Genomic DNA, 24,003 nt, shown 5'->3' on the forward strand with positions numbered 1-24,003 from the left:
GTTGAATGTATTCTGCTTCAACTTCGCGTTACGTGTTTGGTGTGACTTTGAGCATACTTTCAACAGGGGCGTGGGCTGCGTTGCAGACCACGCCTTTTCTTGCCATACATAGTAGCCCTCAATATCATCAATTACAGGCAATGCCCTATGCCAATCCTCTTGCCAATAAAGGGGGATATATCACGACCTCGAGTATTGGGAGTTTTGATAATTTAAACAGCATGAATGGAAAAGGGCGTTCTGTTGAAGGTATCAATTATCTTTTTGATAGCTTGATGAGTTCATCTTTAGATGAACCGGGTGTGATGTATCCATTGCTTGCCGAAAAGGTGACATTTGACCCGAAAAAAACTAATTTTGTTATTTTTCATTTAAACCCAAAAGCACGGTTTAGTGATGGTTCTGAACTCACTGCTGAAGACGTTAAATTTAGTTTTGATACCTTTCAAACTAAATCAAATCCCGGTCTACAAATGTACTTAGCGGATTTGGACAAAACAGATGTTTTATCTAAATATCAGGTGAGGATGAGTTTTAAATCTGGTCATAATACTGATATGCCCATGATTTTGGCGCAAATGCCGATTTATTCCAAAAAAGATTGGGAAAAAAAAGATTTTACTCAAATTACATTGCAGCCCATATTAGGCTCAGGCCCTTACACGATTGAGACGATCGATGCAGGTAGGAGTATTCGCTACAAGCGAAATCCTGACTATTGGGGGCAGAACTTAGCCGTCAATCGTGGTCGCTATAATTTTAACCATCTGAAATATGTGTATTACCGCAGTCCTGACATTGCCTTTGAAGGCTTTAAAGCAGGTCAATTTACGTTATATGAGGAAAAGACTGCACGTAATTGGGTGGGAGCGTACAATTTTCCTGCTTTTAAAGACGGTAAAATTGTCAAATATCGCTTTAAACATGAACGACCGATTCCCACAAAAAGTCTCGTATTTAATACTCGTCGTGCGCCATTTAGTGATATTCGCTTTCGACAAGCTTTAACCTATGCTTATGATTTTGAATGGCAAAATAAAGCATTATTTTATGGGCAGTATCAGCGTTTGCAGAGTTATTTTAGTAATAGTGTGCTAGAAGCGAAGGGGAAACCCTCTATCCAAGAGTTGGATATTTTAAAACCGATGTTATCGCAACTTGATCCTATTCAAAGACAGGGGGTCTTATCCAATTGGCAATATCCCGTTTCTGATGGCAGTGGATTTAATCGAAAAAATCTGCTGCATGCACGCCAACTGTTATTGAATGCGGGTTATCTTTATCAAGACGGCCGATTGGTGGATGCAAAATCTCGGCCTGTGAAATTCGAAATCTTGATTCAGCAACAAGATTTGCAGCGAACCTTAATGCCATTTATACGAAATTTGAAACGTTTAGGTATTCAGGTGCTATTGCGACAAGTAGATGGACCGCAATACACCGAGCGGATGCGAAATATTGACTTTGATATGATCGTGGATGAAATGCCTCAATCGCTCACTCCAGCGGGTGAGCAAGCTCAACTTTGGGGCAGTCAAGCAGCTGACCAAGTGGGTAATTATAATTACGCAGGGATTAAAAATCCTGTAATAGATCAGCTCATTCAACAGGTGATCAATGCTCCAAATCGGGAAGAATTGATTATTCGTACGCGTGTTTTAGACCGCCTGCTCAGAGCGGGTTATTATCAAATCCCAATGTTTGGGCAAAGTGAAAACTGGTTTGCCTATTGGCATATGTATAAGCAGCCTTATGTCAAACCTAAACTTTCTGTTGGGATTGACTATTGGTGGAGTGATGCAGCTCAAACCAAGCACATAACACAATATCTACGGCAGCAATGAATACACCTGAAGGACAAGGAATGTGAAAGCAACATGGGCACATATATATTAAAGCGTTTGCTCCTGATTATTCCGACGTTGTTTTTCATTTTATTGATTAACTTTGTGGTAATTCAGCTTGCTCCGGGTGGGCCAGTTGAGCAAGCAATTCAGCAAGCCGAAGCTTTTCAGGGTATTGGGACAAGGAGCGGTGGCGAAACGGCAACGTCTAGCATCAAATATCAAGGTGCCAAAGGCTTAAGTGAAGAAATGGTGGCAAAAATCGAGGCACAATATGGTTTCGATAAACCATTATTCGAACGTTTTTGGCTCATGTTAAAGGGCTATGTAACGCTAGATTTTGGTACCAGTTTTTTTAAAGATAAGTCTGTGACTCAGCTGCTTTGGGAAAAGCTGCCTGTATCCTTATCCCTTGGCTTATGGAGTACCTTGCTGATCTATCTGGTGTCTATTCCTTTAAGCATTAAAAAAGCCCGTCAACATGGTCTGCTATTTGATAAAAGCACGTCTATTTTATTGGCTATAGGTTACGCCATTCCTGCTTTTGCCTTTGCCATTTTACTTATTGTCTTTTTTGCAGGTGGTTCATATTTTCAGTGGTTTCCTCTACAAGGTTTAGTTTCAGAGAATTTTGCTGAGTTAAGTGTATTTGGTAAAATTGCAGATTATTTTTGGCATATGGCGTTGCCTTTGTTTGCTATGGTAATTGGTGGTTTTGCAGGCTTAACTTATCTGACCAAATACTCTTTTATGGAAGAACTGAATAAGCAATATGTTCTTGCTGCTCGTTCTAAAGGTTTGACTGAATCACGTGTGCTGTATGGGCATGTATTTCGTAATGCAATGCTCATAGTCATTGCGGGTCTACCAGAAGCATTGATTGGGATCTTCTTTGTGGGAAATCTATTTATTGAAATTATTTTCAATCTAGATGGTCTGGGATTGTTGGGGTTTGAAGCCATCGTGCAGCGCGATTATCCAGTCATTTTCGGTACCTTGTTTATTTTTACCTTGATGGGGCTGATCTTAAGATTAATCAGTGATGTCATGTATCAAATGATTGATCCACGAATTAATTTTGATTCACAAGGGGCAAAATAATGTCTCCGATCATTCAAGCACGTTTTCAACGTTTTAAAGAAAATAAATTAGGCTTTACATGCTTTATCAACTTTGCCTTGATTTTTATGTTGTCATTAGCTGTCGAGTTTATTGCCAATGATAAACCGCTCTTGGTCAAATACGATGATTCTTTATACGTTCCCGTATTAAAAAGTTATCCAGAAACTGCTTTCGGTGGCGTATTTGAAACTGAGGCAGATTATAAAGATCCTGTGGTACAGCAACTGATTGATGATAAAGGATGGGCTGTATGGCCACTAATTAAATTTTCCTATCAAACACCGAATTTAGAGTTGGCTGTGCCTGTGCCATCTGCACCGACTGCGCAAAATTGGCTCGGTACCGATGACCAAGGACGTGATGTGCTCGCACGTATTTTATATGGATTACGTGTGTCGCTCCTGTTTGGCTTTGCATTAACCTTCGCTTCAGCCATATTGGGCATCATCGTTGGGGCGATACAGGGCTATTATGGTGGCTGGCTGGACCTCATTGGTCAACGAATTTTGGAAGTCTGGGGTGGACTACCGATGCTATTCATGGTGATGATTTTGGTCAGCATGTTTACGCCGAGTGTGTATTGGCTCTTTGTCATTATGCTGTTGTTTGGCTGGCCCACTTTAGTTGGCTTGGTTCGTGCGGAGTTTTTGCGGGCGCGTAATTTTGACTATGTACGTGCAGCACGGAGTCTTGGTGTTACAGATAGCACCATTATTTTTCGGCATATCTTACCAAATGCGATGAGTTCCAGTCTTTCACAGCTACCTTTCATGCTTACGGCAAATATTACAGCACTGACAGCCTTAGATTTCTTAGGGTATGGCTTACCGCCTGATGCCGCGTCATTAGGTGAGTTATTGCTTCAAGGGAAAAACAATCTGAATGCACCATGGCTTGCCTTATCGGGGTTTTTTACCTTAGCGATTGTGCTGTCTTTACTGATTTACATTGGGGAGGCGACACGTGATGCATTCGATCCTAGACGTCAATAATCATCAAGTTAATGTACCTCCCATCGTGTTAGCGGTGGAGCATTTACATATTTCACATGCAGCACAGGTCTTGGTTGAAGACCTGAATTTTAAATTGCATGCAGGTGAAACGATAGCCATTGTTGGAGAAAGTGGTTCAGGTAAATCGATTAGCAGCCTAGCTATACTCGGTTTGTTGCCAAGTGATCTGCAGGTCACAGGCAGCGTCAGCCTGAATGGACAAAATATTCTTGGACTGAGTCCTGAGCAGCACCGAAACATTCGTGGACAGAAAATTGCCATGATTTTTCAAGAGCCGATGACGGCCTTAAATCCCTTACATCGGGTGGAAAAGATTGTTGGTGAGTCGCTGTTGTTACAGGGATGGTCGAAGGCAAAAACTCGGCAGCGGGTTATAGAGTTATTAAATGATGTGGGTATTCCTGATGCTGAAGATAAATTAAGACGCTATCCACATGAGTTATCAGGCGGGCAGCGTCAACGTGTCATGATTGCCATGGCATTGGCCTTAGATCCTGATATTTTAATCGCTGATGAGCCAACCACGGCTTTAGATGTCACCTTGCAAGCGCAAATCTTAAATTTATTAAAGTCGCTACAACAGCAGCGTAATATGGCCATGATCTTAATCAGCCATGACCTGAATTTGGTCAAGCGCTATGCAGAACATGTGATTGTGATGAGTCGTGGGCAAGTGGTGGAGCAAGGTGGTGTTCAGGAAATTTTTGAGCAACCGAAGCAGGCGTATACCAAAAATCTGTTAGACCATGATTTTGGAGTAGCGATACAGGTTTCGCAAACTCAAAAACTTTTAGAATTACGCCAGTTAGGAGTGAAGTTCCCAGTCAAACAAGGCTTATTGAACCGCATCAAAGATTATGTCATTGCGGTAGAAGCTTTGGATTTAACTGTGGCTGAAGGTGAGTCGATCGGTATTGTTGGAGAGAGTGGTTCAGGGAAAAGCTCTTTAGCACTGGCTATTGCTCGGCTCATAGAAAGTGATGGCGAAATTATGTTAAATCAACACGCCATCAATCAACTTTCAGAAAAACAGCTCAGACCTTTACGTCGTGAATTTCAAATCGTCTTTCAAGATCCATTCAGTAGTTTAAATCCACGGCTCAATGTAGAGCAAACCATTGGCGAAGGTCTGGCCTTACAGCATTTATCTGCAAATGAAATTGTACAGCGTATAGATGAAGCTTTGCAGAAAGTCGAATTAGCAAGCTCATTCAAGCAGCGTTATCCACATGAGTTATCCGGTGGGCAACGGCAGAGAGTCGCCTTAGCACGTGCGTTGGTATTACGTCCTAAACTGCTGATTCTCGATGAACCCACATCGGCACTAGATCGGACGACACAAAAAGCCATCGTGAAGCTGCTACGGCGTTTGCAGCAAGAATTTAATATGAGTTATTTATTTATTAGTCATGATTTACACGTGGTCAAAGCCTTGTGTCAAAAAGTGTTGGTACTGCGTCATGCCAAAGTCATGGAATTTCAAGACACCGCAGATCTATTTGCACGACCACAAACGGACTATACCCGTAAATTAATTGAAGCCAGCCAATACTAAAATCAAACTTATGGATATTTTGACAAGTGTCATTGTCAAAATATCCTTGACCTTTAGAAAATAGTAATTAGAGTAAATACTCAGGACTTATTATTTCATTTTGGACATTGTCATGAGCCATTTAGCTGAAAGCTTTAAAATTCGTAATACCACGTTTAAAAATCGCATCATCAAAGGTGCAATGAGTGAAGCATTGGCCAATACCGCAGGCCAACCCAATCACTTACATTTTGGATTATATGAAGCTTGGGCGAAAGGTGGTTTAGGCTGTGCCATAACCGGTAATGTCATGGTGGATTTTCGTGCTAAAAATGAGCCGGGGGTTGTTGTCGCTGAAACTGAGCGAGATTTAGCACAGTTAACACAGTGGGCTGAGCTAGGCAAGAAGCACGGCATGGTGCAATTGGTTCAACTTTCACATCCGGGCCGTCAATGTCCTAAAGGTTTAAATAAGGAAACGGTTGCGCCGTCCGCTGTACCATTTAGTCCGATGCTAGCCACAACGTTTGGAACACCACGCGAACTTCGTGAAGATGAAATTTTAGATATCATTCAGCGTTTTGCACGTGCCGCACACATTTGTGAAAAGGCAGGCTTCGAAGGCGTGCAATTGCATGGTGCGCATGGTTATTTAATTAGTCAGTTTTTGTCGCCACTGACCAATAAACGTCAAGATCAGTGGGGCGGTTCAAATGAAAATCGCATGCGCTTTTTGCTTGAAATCTATAAGGCAGTTCGTGCAGCGACGACCGATGATTTTATCATTTCGGTCAAACTGAATTCTGCTGATTTCCAACGCGGCGGAATTAGCGAAGCAGATGTGATTGAGGTCTTTAAAGCTATAGATGCCGCAGGGATTGATATGATTGAAATCTCGGGCGGTTCCTATGAAGCGCCAGCGATGGCGGGTGCTAAAGAAGAAAAACGTAAAGCTAGTACCATTGCGCGTGAAGCTTATTTCCTCGATTTTGCGGACAATATCCGTAAAGAAGTGAAATGCGCATTAATGGTTACCGGCGGGTTTAGAACCGTGCAAGGCATGAATGCTGCACTAGACAGTGGAGCTTGTGATTTTATTGGTATTGCACGTCCATTCGCTGTAGAAGTCGATTTGGCTGATCGTTTATTGGCAGGGCAGGATGTTCGTTACGGTGTGGACAAAATTAAAACTGGCATACCGATGATTGATAAAATGGCGATTATGGAAATTATTTGGTATGCCGCTCAGTTTAAATCGATTGGTGAAGGCAAACAGCCAAATCCTAAACTTTCACCCTTAAAAGTGTTTTTTAAATATCTCAAAGGTAATTTAACCGCGGTCATTAAAGGGCAAGTCAATTCACGTAAGTCGGCTTAATCAATCATTGAATTTTTAGAATCAGGGCAACCGACATATATTCATGTTATGGTTGCCTTCATTCATATCAATATTGCTTACAATAAAAATGTCTAAAATTTTAATATTAATAGTCATTCTTTCGGGGCTCAGTTCTGCCCTCTATGCTCAGTCTACATTTCAGACGGGAGATATTATTTTTCATATCTCAAAGTCACAGCAAAGTTTAAGCATTCAAAAGGCCACACATTCGCCCTATAGTCACATGGGCATGATCGTAAATAAAAATAACCAAACGTGGGTGCTTGAAGCTATTCAACCTGTGCAATATACCGCTTTAAATCAATGGATCGCGCGTGGGGAGAATGCTCACTATGTCGTAAAAAGGCTCAAACAACCCTTAAATGTGCCGCAGAAAACGAAGCTAGTACAAAATGCAAAAAAGTACTTGGGCAAACCCTATGATATTTATTTTGAATGGGATGACCGTGCAATTTACTGTTCTGAAATTGTTTGGAAAGCTTATCAGCATGCTTTAGGAATCGAACTTTCTCCATTACAACAACTTAAACAATTTGATTTAAAACAAAATGAAGTCCAGCGTCTAATGCGGCAGCGCTATGGTCAAAATATTCCGCTGAATGAGCAGGTGATTGCCCCTAAGGCCATTTATGATTCAAAACTATTAAAAGAAATATTTAGAAATTAAGGCAATAAAAAAGCCCAAGTCGCAATGCTTGAGCTTTTTAATGAGTGGTTAAAACCAACTCGAATATGGCGTCCCTACGGGGATTCGAACCCCGGTTACCGCCGTGAAAGGGCGATGTCCTAGGCCTCTAGACGATAGGGACAGTACAGAAAGCAAATTTTAAAACCGTTTATTTTAGTGTAAGTTTTTAGACTAAATAATGGCGTCCCTACGGGGATTCGAACCCCGGTTACCGCCGTGAAAGGGCGATGTCCTAGGCCTCTAGACGATAGGGACTTAATAAAATGTACTTCTGAAAATTGGCGTCCCTACGGGGATTCGAACCCCGGTTACCGCCGTGAAAGGGCGATGTCCTAGGCCTCTAGACGATAGGGACGTTTCAGAGGTGGGCGTATATTAGGGTGAAAATCGGGGGGTGTCAAACGCTTTTCTATAAATAAATTCAGTTTTTGTTGTTGAGTGCATAAAATTAAAACAATTTGCTAAAAATGTTTGAAAAATACATTATTTATGTCGATTTTTTCAACACTTGTAAGATTGTAGCAATAACTTCTGGATGTGTTAAATATCCAGCAATATCGTGTCGGTGTTCAATCGATGTCTGAATTTGCTGGTTAATAATGGCGGGTTGAAAATCAAATGGTGCCTGACTCAGCGGAAAAGCGCTGAGAAAATCATCATGTGAATAAAAGTTTAACCAATCGCCTGAAATTGCATCAGGTCGCTGTAAAGGCTGAGGTAAGTGGGCTTGGATGACACGAAAAGCCAAAGGTGAGCCTAAGGTGATAAAGCGCTGTATATTGAGTTCAGGATGTAACAGTAAAAAATGATATGCAATCACGCTGCCTAATGAATGTGCAATCAACAGGGTGGGTTTCGTTTGATGTAATTGCTCATGCAGACGAGTGTGAACTGCCTGAATAAAGTGTGGATTGGATAAATAGAGATAAGTTTCGACCAAAAATTTATGCAAAAGTATGGCATGTAATTTTGGGAAATAATTCATTAAAACTGCAAAATCGCGTAGGGCAAGATCTTTGCCGAGTGCGGTGATCGATTTGAATGACTGGCTCAATCCAATAGCATCATTGAGGGTGATGTCAGGTAGATTGTTTTGTACGGCATGATGCTCAAGTACTTTTGGTGATTTTTCTGGGAGTTCAGTGCGATGGATAAACGGAAAATGTGGCCACGTTTGAGGTGTCAAGGTGCTGGCTTGAAGCATATTCTGCAAATGATAACGCGTGAGTAAGTCTCCATAAAAAGGCATGCGCATATGGTGCTGTATATACGATAAAAAAGTCTCTTGATGGCTTTGCTTTAAGCCTTGAGACAACAGTGCAAGCCAATGCTGTTCGAGCGAACGTGCAGTTTGTTGCTGTTGATTCATGCCATGGATAAAGATGATCTGCATATTGCACCTCATCGACGGACCAGTTTTTATTCTACTTTTATTAAAATATAGCCATAAAAAAAGAGCAACCGAAGTTACTCTTTTATCGTGTTTGGTATGACAACGCAGATCAATCTTTGTTGTGATACAAGGTGTAGTAGCTGAAATAACACGCCACAATGAAGATCATACAGCAGATAAAGCCAGTCAACATTTCAGGGTCAAATACCATACTAATACAGGTAATCAGACAGAATACAAAACCGAGTATCGGCACGATTGGGAAGAGTGGTGCAGCAAAAGCTAAATCTTTTGCAGTTTTGCCTTCTTTATACCACTGACGGCGGAAGTTGAATTGGCTTAAACAAATACTCATCCACACCACCACCATGGTAAATGCAGCAACACCTAACAAGTTTTTGAAGATGGTTTCTGGTGCAAATTGCTCAGAAAGTAAGCCCGGCATACCACCGATCATGGTCACAATTACTGCAACATAAGGAATACCACGTGAGTTCACTTTAGAGAACACTGCAGGTAATTGCTTACTATAGGACAATGACCACATCATTCGAGATGCAGCAAATAAACCTGAGTTTGCAGCAGAAAGTAGGGCTGTGATAATCACAAAGCGGATAATGTCTTCTGCATAAGGAATACCAATGTGCTGGAATACCGTTACGAAAGGTGAACTACTTACACCTTCGGCAGATAAGCCGGCTTCTTGGTGTGGCAATAATGCAGTAATAACAACAATGGTACCTACAAAGAAAATCAACAAGCGGAAAATCGCCGTGTTAATGGCTTTAGGTACATTTTTAGCTGGATCTTTGGTTTCACCCGCAGCAACACCAATCAGTTCAGTACCTGAGAATGCAAAGTTCACAATCAACATTGTAGCGAAGATTGGAAATAAGCCTTCAGGGAACCAACCTTGTGCAGTGAGGTTGCTAAACAGCGGTGCAGCTTCATAGCCTCGATAGTCTAAAATACCAAAAATGGCCAATAGACCTAAAATAATAAAGGCTACAACGGTAATCACCTTGACTAAGGCTAGCCAAAATTCAGATTCAGCAAACCATTTGGTTGAAATCATATTCAAGCAGAATACAAAAGCACCAAAGATTAAGGTCCACATCCACATAGAACTGTCTGGGAACCATTCCTGCATTAAAAGTGCAGCAGCGGTAAATTCAGTTCCTAGCGTTACGGACCAAGTCAGCCAATACAGCCAAGTGATGGTATAACCCGTACCCGGTCCGATATAGCGTTTAGCATAAGCGCCAAATGAACCAGATTCAGGCATATGTACAGCGAGCTCGCCTAAGCAAAGCATCACCATATAGGCGATAATACCGCCTAAAAAATACGAAATAATGGCACCTACAGGCCCCGTTTGTGCAATGACTTCACCCGAACCAAGAAATAAACCAGTACCGATTGCGCCGCCAAGCGAAATCATCACCAGATGTCGAGTACTCATAGCGCGTTTTAACGGCGCAGAATTGCCCTGATGCGAAGCATCATTCGGAGAATGTGATGACTGCATAGAGAAAAAGGAGAATCAAATAATGAAGCGAGTAATTGTAGAGAAGAATGCAATGATGATGCAATCAATTAATATAAATTATAGATAAATAAACTTTAAGTTTGTCAGAGCTGACAGAAGAATTGGCGTCCCTACGGGGATTCGAACCCCGGTTACCGCCGTGAAAGGGCGATGTCCTAGGCCTCTAGACGATAGGGACGTTTTGAGGTGCTGTCATAGTATGAATAAACATGATGTGAGTCAAAGAAAAAATTTAAATTTCAGCTCATTTGTCTGTTATTTATACATATAAATCAACGATTAATAAATTATAGAAAAGAAAGGCAGTGAAAATAAAAAAGCGAACCCAATGGCTTTGGATTCGCTTTAAAGATTAATCATTAAATCAGCTTAATCTTGATTATGATATAACCAATAATAACCTGCATAACATGCCGCCATAAAGATCAGGCAGCCAATAAAGCCAGAAAGCATTTCAGGATCTGCAGCCATACTTAAACCTGTTGCGGTACAGCAGACAAAGCCAAGAATTGGAACCAGCGGGAACCATGGTGTACGGAATTTAAGCTCTGAAACGCTATGACCTTGTTTCAGCCATTGGCGACGGAAGTTAAATTGACTCCAGCAAATACTCATCCAGACGATCACCATGGTGAAGGCAGCAACCCCCATCAAGTTCTTGAAGATGACATCTGCCCCAAATTGTTCTGACAATAGACCCGGTAAACCACCGATCATAGTGACCAATACAGCAATATAAGGCACACCAGTTTTGCTTAATTTGCCGAAAGCGCGTGGTAATTGTTTTTGTGCGGACAGCGCCCACATCATACGTGATGCAGCATATAAACCAGAGTTAGCTGTAGACAGTAAAGCCGTAATAATGACGAAACGAATTAAGTCTTCTGCATAGGGAATGCCCATCAGGTTAAATACGGAAACGAATGGGCTACTACTTAAGCCGCCATGTCCGCCGACATTTAAACCTGCATCGGTATAGGTCAACAGTGAACTGATGACGATAATAGTGCCGACAAAGAAAATGATTAAGCGCCATACCGCAGCATGAATGGCTTTAGGCACATTCTTTTCAGGGTTTTCAGTTTCACCTGCAGCGATACCAATCATCTCCGTACCATTAAAGGCAAAGTTCACGATCAATAGCGTGGCAAACAGAGGGAACAAACCATTTGGCAGCCAACCATGTTCTGTCAAATTGTGGAACATTGGAGCTGATTCATAGCCTTGGAAAGGTACGAAACCAAAGATGCAGGCAAAACCAAGGATGATGAAAATCAACACTGTTGCAACTTTCACCATGGATAACCAAAATTCTGACTCTGCGAATGCGCGTGTAGAGCTTAAATTAGAAATCAGTACACCCGCAGCGAAGATCAGTGTCCATAACCAAATAGAGGTTTGTGGAAACCATTCCTGCATCAAAATAGCCGCCGCAGTAAATTCTGTACCTAAGGTGGCAGACCAGCCCAACCAGTACATCCAAGACACCATATAACCGGTACCCGGGCCAATATAATTTGTCGCAAAAGCACCAAAAGAGCCAGAAACAGGTAAATGTACGGCAAGTTCACCCAAACAGAGCATGACCATGTAGGCAATCAAACCGCCAATAATGTAGGCAAGTACAGCGCCCAAAGGCCCAGCTTGTGAAATAACTTCACCTGAACCCATAAACAAACCAGTACCAATTGCACCACCAAGTGAGAGCATCACAAGGTGTCGAGTCGTCATCGCACGTTTAAGCGATGGGCTTTTACCTTCAGCAGACGAGTGTTGCGAAGGTTCAGAGGGAGATTGCATAGTGAAATGAAAATTGAACGAAAGGTATATTTTATGATTGAATGCAGTGAAATGATTGATAAATCGAATTTTTCTTATAATGTGATAATACTGATCTAAAATTTAAATCTTTAGCACTGACCATTGGATTAATGGTCAGGAGTTTGATACTCGGCTTCGGAAGTTGCAGGTACTTGAATTTGTTCAGCTACAGGGGCTTTGTTGTCATCGCGGCTCACAATATACAGATAGAGTGCAGATGGAAATAAGATGGCTAAAACCAAGAGCAACTTTTTAAACATAGGGTGTTCTTACATCAAAATAGATCAAGCTGAAGTATAAACAAAACCAGTCAGGCTGTAATTAATTAAAGTTTACGGTTTTTCTGTTCTAGATTGGACAGGATGACTTGGTAGATGTCAGGGTAGTGTTTTCTAAAGTTCCGTTGTTGCATGATCGTAATGGTTGAGGCATTTGGCTCGACACCCAGTTTTAAAATTTTTTGGGTTAAAGCGAGTTGAGGGGAGCGACCATCAAAATGTGTATTTAGTAAGTTACCATCGGTATATTTTACTGTGAGTCCGATATTCAGGAGATAATCAAAAACATCAGGCAAACCAAAACCGGCAGCTTTGTAGAGTAAATTATATGTGTCTGCACGATAGCCACGGCCGTATGTTTGATGTGTTTTTAATAATCCTAATGCATTATAAAATTCTAACTTGGCAATAATTTCTTGTTCATTAATAGAACCATCGCCATTTTTTAAAGTCCTATTGATGGTATTAAAAGTGACATCGTTAGAGCTAGGTTTGCAATTAGCAGCAATCAGTCGCTTGATATCTTGAAGTGGAAGTACAAGATGCGCTGTGTCACACATTTTTTTTAACTTCTTTATTTTTCATTTTACTGTTTTGAATATTTTTATTTTCAAATTCCTGCACTATGGCTGACCAACCATATATGTTTATAAATTTATAATAACGAGATGCATCATTTGTCATCCCTTTGATCTCTTTAAAGTCTTGAATGTTTTTCACTGATGGTGCATTGGTAGCGTGATTTTGTGGCACTGGAGCATTTGCAAAGCAATGCATACTCATTAGCAGGCAGCTGGTAATAACGATGTTTTTCATGGTTTACGTGCTTTTAATAAATTGTAAACATCAGGATGTTTGGTGGAAAAGTCATTCTGTTCTATTTGTTTATATACGCTACTATTGGGCTCGATTCCTGCATTCAGTAGTTTTTGAACCAAACTCACAGAAGGGTTACGGCCTTTGATATTGTCTAAAATTAAATTACCATCCACGCCCGTGTAATCGACACCAATACTCAGCAAATAATCAGAAACGACTTCAAGTCCCCAACCAATTGCGTTAGATTGCAAAGAGCTTTTTTCTTCATACGGGCCAAATTTATACGTAACGTGAGTTTGTAAAACATTTTCCGATTTGTAGAATTTTAATTTTTCAATGATTTCGTTTTGATCTATTTTGCCTTCTGCATTGGTTAATGCGCCATTAATAATCATAGAGGATGAACGGCCATTGAGTGGTTTGCAATTTGCTTTAAATAAGCGTTTGGTTTGATCGGCAGTGCTTTGACTCAATGCAATTTCGCAAAGTTTTTCTTTTTCCCCTTTAGGCATTTTACTTTTTAGAATGGTTCCATTTTCGAAATCAAGAACGGCATATTCCCAACCGTATTTGCTTGCTGTTCGGTAATACTGTATTGCTTCTTCGCTCAATTTTTTGGTTTTTTTCGCTTGTATTTGAGAGTCATGATCGTTGGTTTCGGGAATAGAAGATTTTTGGTCATCATTCAATGCTGTTTGATTTGTATGATTGGCATCGTGCTCAACATTATTTGAATGATTTATCGGTAGGCTGGCTTCTGGTCTAAAAATGTAGATGAAGATACCGAGAGATACAAGGCACAGGCCAAAGAGTAAGATTATTTTTTTCATGTTTTAGTCTATTTAAAAATGAATCAAGCGCGTTTTGAGGCGCGCTTGATAGGGGAAAGTTTAAAATTTAAATGTGACATCAGCAATGAACTGTCGTCCTATTTCGGAATATAGTTTGCTACCACTTACATAGAGATTGTTACGGTTGGTAATATTATTTATTGTTAGCCCTAATACAGCTGAATAATCTTTCGAGATTTTCCAATCATAGGTGGTACGCATATCCCAACTAAAACGAGGTTTCACATCTTGAAGGGTATAAGTATCAATTTTTACACCATCATGAATCACTTTGTCCGCACTGCTGGCAGTCAGCACTTGCTCATAGGTATCTTTATAGCTAAAGAAGTTAGAAATTTTTACAGGAACTGCATCAAAGCCAATATCCCAAGTGAAACGTGCTGTGATGGGCTGATTATAATTTGATGCAGGCTTATCGCCAAAATGCATAATTTTTCCATCATAAGAAATTAACTTATATAAGTCTTCCTCAGTTAGATTCTCTGTGTAATCAGGGGTGCTGCGGTAAGAGTCAGTGTAATTCACTGCTAAACCTAAATTATGCTGTGTACCCAAGAATTCTAACGGTTCAAGTGTCTCGAGTTCAAAGGTTACGGTGTCATTCTCGCCGTAACCGCTGTTTCCATATTCATAAGAAAAGTTAAACCCATTGTGGGGAATAGAGGTTTTATTTCTCGAAATTTCATCTTTATATTGGCGATTGACCCATTTTAAAGCGAAATAAGCATTTTTGAATTCGCTACTAAGACCAATCACAAACTCATCTGCATAAGGTGTTTTTAGGTTTTTTTTACGTGTATCTTGCGAACCTGAGCTTTCGGATTCAATCCATTGTGAATTTTGATCTGCGCGAGTTACTTCAAAATTTAAATCAGATAAGGACTGTCTTAAATCAGTCATATACGTCGGAGCGCTATAATAGCGGTTCCAACCTGAAACTAAGGTTAAAGTATCATTACTGAAAGGTTTGTAACTAATATTGGTACGCGGTGCAAAATTCAGGTGATTATTTGATTCATCATAATCTGCACGAAGTCCTAAACGTGCTCTTATATTATTCCAGCGAATATCATCTTCTACATAAATTGAAGCTTGTTGATATTTTTTATTAAATTCACCGGCACGATATAAACTTCCTTTTTTGAAATATTGTCCTTGGAACACTGTAGGAACTTTATTGTTTATAAAAGGAGCAGTTGTATTTTCATCACAAAGTGGGTCATTGATTTGACATTGTCCGCCTTCGAGGTCATACAGGTTTTTAGCATTGCCTGAAGTAACGCCGTAGAAAGTAGAGAAGTCTTTGGTACGTTCCCATTGAACTTCATCATAATGGTAAGCAAAACCGGTACTGATTTGATGCTGTGTGTCTGCCAGTTTAAAAGTGTTAAAAACACTATCGATTTCATAATTGACAGTCGATTGTTTTAAATCAATGTCTGCTGAAGATGCGCCTTCCCAAACTTTTTCAGTGTTGTTCCAGTCTTTACTGCCTGCGGCATACAGCCAATTAATACCAATATCTGCTTCATTAACACGTGAATTATCAATGTTTTGATAATTTAATTTTTGGTTTAATTTACCCCATTGGTAGTCCTTAGCTATTTCAGCAAAGATCAATGCCGATTCATTGTTGGTTGTACTGTATGAATTACGACGTTTCTCAGCATAGCTATTATTTTCTAAATCGCCTAAGTTAAAGCCGAGTTTGATCGATGTATCAGAATTGGTATTTGCAAAAAGTGTTGCACCAATGTTGGTGTTTAATTTCTTTTGTTTAATGATGTCAGGTGAGGGCAAACCACTGTATACAGGCAGTTCTGAGCTTCTTTGAGAAGCATATAGATTTATGCCATAAACTTCGGAAAGTTTACTGTATACATTGGCACTGATGCCTTGACGGGTATATTCCTTTTGGTTTGATTGTGTTGAATCACCTTCAAAAGTGCTTTGTCAGCATCGGTTTTGAGATGATAACGATTCCAATCACTTTCGGTATAGTCATAAGTCACGCTGCCATGAACTTGACCAATTTCGGTTTTAGGCGCACATGTATCCGCCTGAATCACACCGCCTGTGAAGCTGCCATATTTAGCACTGACATTATTGTCTAAAACTTCTAATTTACAGAGCAAATCTGTATTGATCGCGATCCCTTGTGAGCCCCCAGAGACTAGTCCATTAGTGACATCCCCCGAACCCATTGGGTCTAATATATTGGTATTGCTCACGCCATTAATAATAAATTTATTTTGGAATGATTGAGCGCCGTGAATTGATATTTCTGCTGCTTTTAAGTCTGCTTGTGAGCTGGCAGCAAGATGATCATTGCTAAACTGCACATTTGGATTAACTTTTAAAAAGTCTGTGATATTTTTTGAGCTATTCGGCGTTTTTTCTAAATCTTCTTTGGTGTAGACGGTTTTACCTACTTCTTGCTTGGCTTTGACTTCAACCTCAATAGGTGTCATCGACACCGTATTGGTTTTGATTTCTTCGGAGATCTGGCTTTCATTTGCATACGTTTGAGATGCTAAAGCAGTCAAAATTGCGATATTAAGGGGAGAATAGGCAAAGCGCATGGCTGTCAACAATTATGCAGATAAAAACGATAGCGATTATCATTAACTTTACAAGAATAATCAATAGAAATGAGAATTATTTGCAATAAGTGATTTTTTAATACACAACAAATTCAATGAAAATTTTGAATAATCAGGAGAGATGGTGATATGTATTCAATAGACTTGAATATTCAGCTTGGAGAAAGTCTGAATAAGAATTGGCGTCCCTACGGGGATTCGAACCCCGGTTACCGCCGTGAAAGGGCGATGTCCTAGGCCTCTAGACGATAGGGACGTTTAGAAGATGGCGGTATCTTATTGATCCGCCATCATAGTGTCAAGTAGGTGAGGGCCGAGTTTGTTCAAAATATAGCAGAACAGTTCAGCGGTCTTCTGAGTATCGTAAAGTGCAGAGTGTGCTTCTTTACCATCAAACTCAATACCTGCTTGAATACATGATTTTGCCAGCACAGTTTGTCCAAACATTACAGCGCTCAAAGTCACTGTATCGAATACGGAAAAACTATGGAAAGGATTTTGATTTTTTGTCCCTGTACGTGCAATAGCTGCCTGTACAAACCCTAAATCAAAATGTGCATTGTGACCAACTAAAACAGCATGAGTGCAGTTTTGTTGACGACGTACTTCATTCACTGACTTAAAAATACGTTTTAATGCTGATTTCTCATCTTCAGCCATGGCCATACGCATCGGATTAAATGGATCTACACCAATAAAATCCAGTGAACGACGGTCAAGGTTGGCACCTTCAAACGGATTGATATGTGCATGGTGGGCTTCACCCGGTACAAAATTACCTTCTGCATCATACACAATAGGAATAGCTGCTATTTCCAGTAAGGCATCGGTCTGTGAATTAAAACCTGCTGTTTCGACATCGACTACAACAGGTAAGAATCCACGGAAACGTTGACCAATGACTGGTCGAGTTTCATCTGTCACACTTTTCTCCATTGGATGGTCTTACCCGCATACAACGGAATAATTTTTTCGCCATCCAAGTAGTCTAAACTTTCAGGGATCACTTGATCTTCTTTTACCAAGGTAATGGTATTGGTATTTCGAGGGAGTCCGTAGAAGTCTGCACCAAAGTGGCTTGCAAAACCTTCTAAACGGTCGATTTTACCGACTTGATCAAATGCTTGAGCGTATAGCTCAATTGCTGTTGGTGCACTATAACATCCTGCACAGCCACATGCATTTTCTTTAGCATTTTTTGAGTGCGGCGCACTGTCTGTACCTAAGAAAAATTTAGGGTTCGCACTGGTCGCGACTTCGAGCAAAGTTTGCTGATGGGTTTGACGTTTTAAAATCGGTAAGCAATAGAAATGCGGTTTAATACCACCCACCAACATATCATTACGGTTAAATAATAAATGTTGTGGTGTGATTGTCGCAGCGACATTACGGTCTTGTTCTAATACAAAATGCGCAGCTTCACTGGTGGTGATGTGTTCTAGTACCAATTTTAATTTAGGGAACTGTTTTAACAGTGGAGATAGCACTTCATCTAGGAAACGTTTTTCACGGTCAAAAATATCGACATGGTTATGGGTCACTTCACCATGTAAGAGTAATGGCACTTGGTGCTCTTCGAGTTGCTCAATCACACCATAGACTTTACTAATGTCGCTGACACCACTGTCTGAGTTCGTGGTTGCACCTGCTGGATAGAGCTTGATGGCATTAACATGCTCAGATTCTTTAATTTTTTTAACTTCACTCGCTGGGGTGTTGTCTGTGAAATAGAGCACCATGCGCGGGTCAAAGTGAACGCCTTCAGGAACATTTGCCATGATACGTTCACGGTATGCATTTGCTTCTTCAACGGTTTTTACCGGTGGTACGGTATTTGGCATACAAATCGCGCGAGAGAATTGTTGTGCTAAATCAGGAACTGTACGCTTTAGGGCTAGACCGTCACGTAAATGTGCATGCCAATCATCTGGCTGAAGAAGAGTAATCGTGTTCACAGCGATTCCAAGCTTGGAAATAAAACAAATGATAATGCAAATAATGTGAAAATGGTAACGAGATTTCTGTACAAATGACTGAACAGATATAAATATAGAATAAAACTGTGGTATTTTTAAATGACTAAAAGAATTAGATAAATGCTTGGAAATGGAATACAAGTATAACCTTGCAAAGTTGCAATACGATAAAGAAAAAATAGAGGAACTGATTACACGGCAAACCCGTCGTGTAGGGGAAATGTTTCCTAAAAAACTGGAAACTCAATTTTGGACTTTAAGCCTCGATCGTGCGCAAACCAACATACGTCATTTTTTTTGGATGGGAGTGTTGATCTACTTTGTGCTCACGATGCTGATCATTCCCGGAGATTACTGGATAATTAATCAACAGCATTTTGTGCATGATTTTATTCGTTGTTTGGTCGGTCAGCTCAATGGTGCGCTGTGTCTTTTGGCTTTATATACCTTTGCCCGTTATGACCGTCTGAAGCCTTATTTTTCACATGCCAGTATGTTTGTAGTGTTTTGGGCTGTTATTTCAATGTCTTGGCTCACCATGACCGTGTATACCGAAGCACTTAAACATCAGGCCATGATGATCCTTTGTATGATTTACATCTTGAGCTATATTTTGACGGGGGTAAAACCGGTCCAAATGTTGATGTCTGGATTGTTGGCTGCTGTGGTCACCATGTTGATGCTTTTTTCATTAGAAGTGAAATTTGATGTGATGGTGTTGGGGCGTGTACTGATTGGAAGCTGTGTATTGGGTTTTGCAATCAGTAAGATGCTCTGTGCGCGTGAACGGATGATATTTTTGAATATGCTGCGCGCGGATATTAGTGAAAAAATCCATCGTATTCATACCACAGAGCTTTTACATTTAAGTCAGCATGATGAATTAACCAAGATTTCAAACCGACGTACTTTTGATGAAATGCTTGATACCTTTTATGAGCAATCTCGACGTAATAACACCTCGCTTGCTGTGCTATTTATCGATGTTGATCATTTTAAAAACTATAACGATTTCTACGGTCATCAAAAAGGCGATGATGTAATTTCAACCATTGCCAAAACCATTAAAAATGCCATTCGACATATGGATTTTGTGGCACGATATGGCGGAGAAGAGTTTGTGGTTTTACTACCTGAAACCGATGCACATGGCGCTTATGCGGTTGCCTCGAATATTTATAAAGCAATTGATCGTTTAGAGATTCCACACGCAAAATCTTTGGTATCCAATCATGTCACCATCAGTTTGGGAATAACCGTATATCGTGCGGAGATGCTGACCAAGGAAGAGCTATTAACGATCGCTGATCAGGCTTTATATCGTGCAAAACAGCTCGGACGGAATCAAATTTACTATCAATCGATTCGTTCAGCACATGTGGCTTAATGTTTAATAAAATTGAGAACTTCTCTGAAATCGGCAATAAAAAACCGCGCAAAATGCGCGGTTTTTTATGACTCAACAAATCTTATTTGTTTTTGTCTTTTAATTGAGGCACTGCAGAACCTGTACCTACTGCAAGTAAGCCAGAGTTTGTGTAGATGCCTAATTTAGCGCGAGTATCTGTGATATCCAAGTTACGCATAGTCAATTGACCGATACGGTCAGCAGGACTAAACATAGAGTCACCTTTCTCCATAGTTAAACGCTCAGCTTCATAAGTGAGGTTAGGAGATTCAGTGTTTAGAATAGTGTAGTCATTACCACGACGAAGTTCTAAAGTCACAGTACCAGTGATTGCTTTAGCAACCCAACGCTGCGCAGTTTCACGAAGCATTAATGATTGAGAATCGAACCAACGACCTTGGTAAAGAAGACGACCTAAACGCAGACCGTTAATACGGTATTGTTCGATGGTGTCTTCGTTATGAATACCAGTCACTAAACGTTCATAAGCGATATGAAGAAGTGCCATACCCGGAGCTTCGTAGATACCACGAGATTTTGCTTCAATGATACGGTTTTCGATTTGGTCAGACATACCTAGACCATGACGACCACCGATACGGTTAGCTTCAAGAATGAACTCAACTGGGTTTTCGATGCGTTTGCCATTTAATGCAACAGGGAAGCCTTCTTCGAAAGTTACAGAAACTTCTTCAGCTTGTACTTCTACGTCATCTTTCCAGAAAGCAACGCCCATGATTGGGTCGACGATTTTGATACCCGCATTAAGGTATTCAAGATCTTTTGCTTCGTGAGTCGCACCTAACATGTTTGAGTCAGTTGAGTACGCTTTCTCTTTTGACATTTTGTAGTCAAAACCGTTGTCGATTAGGAACTGTGACATTTCTGCACGGCCACCTAATTCGTCAATAAAGGTTTGGTCTAACCACGGTTTGTAAATTTTAAGTGCTGGGTTAGTCAATAGACCATAACGGTAGAAACGTTCAATGTCGTTACCTTTATAAGTCGAACCGTCACCCCAGATGTTTACGTCATCTTCTTTCATTGCGGTTACAAGCATCGTACCTGTAACTGCACGACCAAGAGGAGTCGTGTTGAAATAAGGCATACCACCAGTTGAAATGTGGAAAGCGCCACATTGAATAGCCGCAATACCTTCTAAAGCAAGTTGTAAACGACAATCAACTAAGCGAGCTTTAACTGCGCCATACGCTTCCGCTTTTTTTGGAATCGCATCGTAGTCGTCTTCATCAGGTTGACCTAAGTTTGCTGTGTAAGCATAAGGTTCCGCACCTTTTTGTTTCATCCACAAAAGCGCAGCTGAAGTATCTAGACCACCAGAGAAGGCAATACCAACTTTTTTGCCAACTGGGACATTCTGCAAGATAGTTGCATTATCAGTCATTGTTAATCCTAACGATATAAATATAGGCACCGAGAATGGGTGGCCTGAAAGAATACATATATGTGCGCAATTGTAGCACTTTTCTGCAGGGTTTTTCTAAAAAATCATGAGATACAAGCAATGAGGTGGAAAAAAATGATCGTTGAAATCTATTGTTGAATACTTTATCTAGTTTTTGCAGGCGGAAAATGCATTTTCTGAAAGAAATAGGATGCAAATATAAAGAAATCTATTTGATTTAAATAAATGGTCATACCAATATGGTGTTGATTTGGTTTTTATACTTCCCATTGAAATGAGACTGAGGTCAAACAAAGCTTGGTTATTAGACTAAAGTATATTTTATAAAGTTTAGCTGTAAATAATAAATACAAAACAGATATTTAAAAGTTGATATGGAGGTTTTTAAACGGAAAAATAATGTTTTTGTATTTTATATTGGTCATACCAAAAACAAGAAAAGCTTGAATGATTGAGTTGAAATAATTAAAAATTGCGGAGTATTTCAGCAATAGTATGAGTTTTTATGTCTTTGATTCTTGTTTTGGTCATACCAATGAGAAAAGACCACATGCTGATATTGCTCAATAATTAAATCTTAGTAAGCATTTCAAGGAGATGACAATGCTTCAATGGCAGCAAATATATGACCCAATGGGGAATATATGGATATCAAGTTTAATTGCGCTCATTCCGATTATCTTTTTTTTCTTGGCGCTTGCTGTATTTCGTTTAAAAGGCAGTGTGGCAGGTACGATCACCGTTGTACTGGCACTTTTGGTGTCTTTATTTGCCTATGACATGCCTGCGCTTATGGCATTGGCTTCGATGGTCTACGGTTTCTTCTATGGTTTATGGCCGATTGCATGGATCATTATTGGTGCGGTGTTCCTGTATAAAATTTCAGTCAAAACAGGGCAGTTTGACATCATCCGTTCTTCGATTCTTTCCATTACTGAAGATCAACGATTACAGATGCTGTTAGTTGGCTTTGCTTTCGGTACTTTCCTCGAAGGTGCGGCGGGCTTTGGTGCCCCTGTGGCGATTACTGCAGCACTATTGGTAGGTTTAGGCTTTAAGCCTTTATATGCGGCAGGTCTTTGTCTGATCGTCAATACTGCGCCAGTGGCTTTTGGTGCGATGGGTATTCCAATTATCGTTGCTGGGCAAGTGTCTGGTGTTGATACGATGGAAATCAGTCAGATGGTTGGTCGACAGCTGCCATTTATGGTACCGATTGTACTGTTTTGGATTATGGCGATTATGGATGGCTGGCGCGGTGTGAAGGAAACTTGGCCTGCAGTTGTGGTTGGCGCGAGTAGCTTTGCGATTGCACAGTACCTAACCTCGAACTTTGTCGGTCCTGAATTACCCGATATTACCGCGGCGATTGCCTCTTTAGTGTCATTAACGATTTTATTTAAATATTGGCAGCCTAAACATATTTTCCGCTTTGCAGATCAAGATGCGACGATGAGTGAAGATGTTGCTGCACAAAAACAGCAAAAATATAGCTTAGGTCAAATTGCAAAAGCGTGGTCGCCATTTGCGATCTTAACGGTGATGGTTACGATCTGGAGTATTAAACCGTTTAAGGATTTATTTACCAAAGATGGCGCGCTGCATGACATGGTTATTTCGATCAAAGTGCCATTTTTACATCAATTGGTTCAAAAGATGCCACCTGTCGTACCTGAAATGAAGGACTACGATGCCATCTATAAATTTGATTGGTTTTCGGCAACAGGTACGGCAATTGTCATTGCTGCGATCATTACCATTATTTTCTTAAAAATGAAGCCGAAAGACGCGATAGTGACCTTTGGTGAAACCATTAATGAATTAAAAATTCCAATTTATTCGATTGGGATGGTCTTGGCTTTTGCATTTATAGCCAACTATTCAGGGATGTCAGCAACATTGGCATTAGCACTTGCGCATACAGGTCAAGCCTTTACTTTCTTCTCGCCATTTTTAGGATGGCTTGGTGTATTTCTAACGGGTTCAGATACGTCAGCCAATGCACTATTTGCTGCATTACAGGCAACTACTGCACAGCAAATTGGTGTGCCAGAAGTATTACTCGTTGCTGCCAATACCAGTGGTGGTGTGACTGGAAAAATGATTTCTCCGCAGTCAATTGCAATTGCATGTGCGGCAGTTGGATTGGTAGGTAAAGAGTCGGATTTATTCCGTTTTACCGTAAAACACAGTATAACGTTCACAATCATGATGGGGATTTTAATCACCCTACAAGCTTATGTGTTCCCTTGGATGATTCCATAACACGCATTGTGTAA

20 protein-coding genes and 5 tRNA genes are annotated in these 24,003 nt (G+C 40.4%); 8 read left to right on the forward strand and 17 right to left on the reverse strand.

The window, feature by feature from the left end:
- The first annotated feature begins 5 nt into the window (after positions 1–5).
- The 6 genes from FTU80_RS14505 to FTU80_RS14530 all read left to right on the forward strand — a co-directional run bounded on the left by FTU80_RS14505 (position 6) and on the right by FTU80_RS14530 (position 7,579).
- Positions 6–1,844: an extracellular solute-binding protein gene (locus FTU80_RS14505; protein WP_180085809.1), complete on the forward strand. Its 1,839-nt coding sequence runs from the start codon at positions 6–8 to the stop codon at positions 1,842–1,844.
- A gap of 33 nt (positions 1,845–1,877) precedes the next feature.
- Complete coding sequence (locus FTU80_RS14510; protein ID WP_180085811.1) at positions 1,878–2,945, forward strand: microcin C ABC transporter permease YejB; 1,068 nt, start codon at positions 1,878–1,880, stop codon at positions 2,943–2,945.
- Positions 2,945–3,958: an ABC transporter permease gene (locus tag FTU80_RS14515; RefSeq protein ID WP_180085813.1), complete on the forward strand. Its 1,014-nt coding sequence runs from the start codon at positions 2,945–2,947 to the stop codon at positions 3,956–3,958. The genes FTU80_RS14510 and FTU80_RS14515 overlap by 1 nt, the downstream gene beginning before the upstream one ends.
- Entirely contained in the window at positions 3,933–5,534 is a 1,602-nt protein-coding gene (locus FTU80_RS14520) for an ABC transporter ATP-binding protein (RefSeq protein WP_180085852.1), read from the forward strand. Before FTU80_RS14515 ends, FTU80_RS14520 begins: the two co-directional genes overlap by 26 nt.
- Positions 5,535–5,646: 112 nt before the next feature.
- Complete coding sequence (locus tag FTU80_RS14525) at positions 5,647–6,891, forward strand: NADH:flavin oxidoreductase/NADH oxidase family protein (protein ID WP_111885862.1); 1,245 nt, start codon at positions 5,647–5,649, stop codon at positions 6,889–6,891.
- A gap of 88 nt (positions 6,892–6,979) precedes the next feature.
- Positions 6,980–7,579, forward strand: coding sequence for a YiiX family permuted papain-like enzyme (locus FTU80_RS14530; protein ID WP_180085815.1), 600 nt, complete (start codon positions 6,980–6,982; stop codon positions 7,577–7,579).
- Between the two features lie 66 nt (positions 7,580–7,645).
- Here the strand turns inward: FTU80_RS14530 and FTU80_RS14535 are convergent.
- The 16 genes from FTU80_RS14535 to pyrC form a co-directional block, all read right to left on the reverse strand.
- Positions 7,646–7,721 (reverse strand) — tRNA-Glu (locus FTU80_RS14535).
- 58 nt (positions 7,722–7,779) lie between these two features.
- Positions 7,780–7,855: transfer RNA gene (locus tag FTU80_RS14540), tRNA-Glu, on the reverse strand.
- 24 nt (positions 7,856–7,879) lie between these two features.
- Positions 7,880–7,955, reverse strand: a tRNA-Glu gene (locus FTU80_RS14545).
- 132 nt (positions 7,956–8,087) lie between these two features.
- Positions 8,088–8,993 carry an alpha/beta fold hydrolase gene (locus tag FTU80_RS14550; protein WP_180085817.1) on the reverse strand — a complete coding sequence of 302 codons (906 nt, stop codon included), beginning with the start codon at positions 8,991–8,993 and terminating at the stop codon, positions 8,088–8,090.
- Positions 8,994–9,102: 109 nt separating this feature from the next.
- On the reverse strand, positions 9,103–10,521 hold the full coding sequence (locus tag FTU80_RS14555) for an amino acid permease (RefSeq protein WP_180085819.1): 1,419 nt from the start codon (positions 10,519–10,521) through the stop codon (positions 9,103–9,105).
- 123 nt (positions 10,522–10,644) lie between these two features.
- Positions 10,645–10,720: transfer RNA gene (locus tag FTU80_RS14560), tRNA-Glu, on the reverse strand.
- Positions 10,721–10,911: 191 nt separating this feature from the next.
- On the reverse strand, positions 10,912–12,342 hold the full coding sequence (locus tag FTU80_RS14565; RefSeq protein ID WP_180026815.1) for an amino acid permease: 1,431 nt from the start codon (positions 12,340–12,342) through the stop codon (positions 10,912–10,914).
- Positions 12,343–12,470: 128 nt separating this feature from the next.
- Positions 12,471–12,623 carry a hypothetical protein gene (locus FTU80_RS14570; protein ID WP_180085821.1) on the reverse strand — a complete coding sequence of 51 codons (153 nt, stop codon included), beginning with the start codon at positions 12,621–12,623 and terminating at the stop codon, positions 12,471–12,473.
- A gap of 65 nt (positions 12,624–12,688) precedes the next feature.
- Positions 12,689–13,201, reverse strand: a complete 513-nt coding sequence (locus FTU80_RS14575; RefSeq protein WP_180085823.1) for a hypothetical protein — start codon at positions 13,199–13,201, stop codon at positions 12,689–12,691.
- Positions 13,194–13,457, reverse strand: a complete 264-nt coding sequence (locus FTU80_RS14580) for a hypothetical protein (protein WP_180085824.1) — start codon at positions 13,455–13,457, stop codon at positions 13,194–13,196. The genes FTU80_RS14575 and FTU80_RS14580 overlap by 8 nt, the downstream gene beginning before the upstream one ends.
- Complete coding sequence (locus tag FTU80_RS14585) at positions 13,454–14,290, reverse strand: hypothetical protein (RefSeq protein ID WP_180085826.1); 837 nt, start codon at positions 14,288–14,290, stop codon at positions 13,454–13,456. Before FTU80_RS14585 ends, FTU80_RS14580 begins: the two co-directional genes overlap by 4 nt.
- Positions 14,291–14,350: 60 nt before the next feature.
- A complete protein-coding gene (locus FTU80_RS14590) occupies positions 14,351–16,111 on the reverse strand; it encodes a hypothetical protein (RefSeq protein ID WP_257221555.1) in 1,761 nt (586 codons plus the stop codon).
- Positions 16,112–16,158: 47 nt separating this feature from the next.
- Positions 16,159–16,893 (reverse strand): Plug domain-containing protein, encoded by a 735-nt coding sequence (locus tag FTU80_RS16455; RefSeq protein WP_257221558.1) that lies wholly within the window; start codon positions 16,891–16,893, stop codon positions 16,159–16,161.
- 201 nt (positions 16,894–17,094) lie between these two features.
- Positions 17,095–17,170: transfer RNA gene (locus tag FTU80_RS14595), tRNA-Glu, on the reverse strand.
- Between the two features lie 20 nt (positions 17,171–17,190).
- Complete coding sequence (rnt, locus tag FTU80_RS14600; protein WP_078192915.1) at positions 17,191–17,850, reverse strand: ribonuclease T; 660 nt, start codon at positions 17,848–17,850, stop codon at positions 17,191–17,193.
- A complete protein-coding gene (gene pyrC / locus FTU80_RS14605) occupies positions 17,835–18,869 on the reverse strand; it encodes a dihydroorotase (protein ID WP_078192914.1) in 1,035 nt (344 codons plus the stop codon). Before pyrC ends, rnt begins: the two co-directional genes overlap by 16 nt.
- A 151-nt stretch (positions 18,870–19,020) precedes the next feature.
- On the opposite strand from pyrC, the gene FTU80_RS14610 reads away from it, so the two are divergent.
- Positions 19,021–20,277 (forward strand): diguanylate cyclase, encoded by a 1,257-nt coding sequence (locus FTU80_RS14610; RefSeq protein WP_180085828.1) that lies wholly within the window; start codon positions 19,021–19,023, stop codon positions 20,275–20,277.
- 82 nt (positions 20,278–20,359) lie between these two features.
- Here the strand turns inward: FTU80_RS14610 and argG are convergent, their stop codons facing one another.
- A complete protein-coding gene (gene argG / locus FTU80_RS14615; RefSeq protein WP_180085830.1) occupies positions 20,360–21,703 on the reverse strand; it encodes an argininosuccinate synthase in 1,344 nt (447 codons plus the stop codon).
- A gap of 618 nt (positions 21,704–22,321) precedes the next feature.
- On the opposite strand from argG, the gene lldP reads away from it, so the two are divergent.
- Positions 22,322–23,989: an L-lactate permease gene (gene lldP, locus FTU80_RS14620; protein ID WP_180085832.1), complete on the forward strand. Its 1,668-nt coding sequence runs from the start codon at positions 22,322–22,324 to the stop codon at positions 23,987–23,989.
- Positions 23,990–24,003: the final 14 nt, after the last annotated feature.

It is taken from the genome of Acinetobacter sp. YH12145 (assembly GCF_013418335.1).
Classification (GTDB): domain Bacteria; phylum Pseudomonadota; class Gammaproteobacteria; order Pseudomonadales; family Moraxellaceae; genus Acinetobacter; species Acinetobacter amyesii.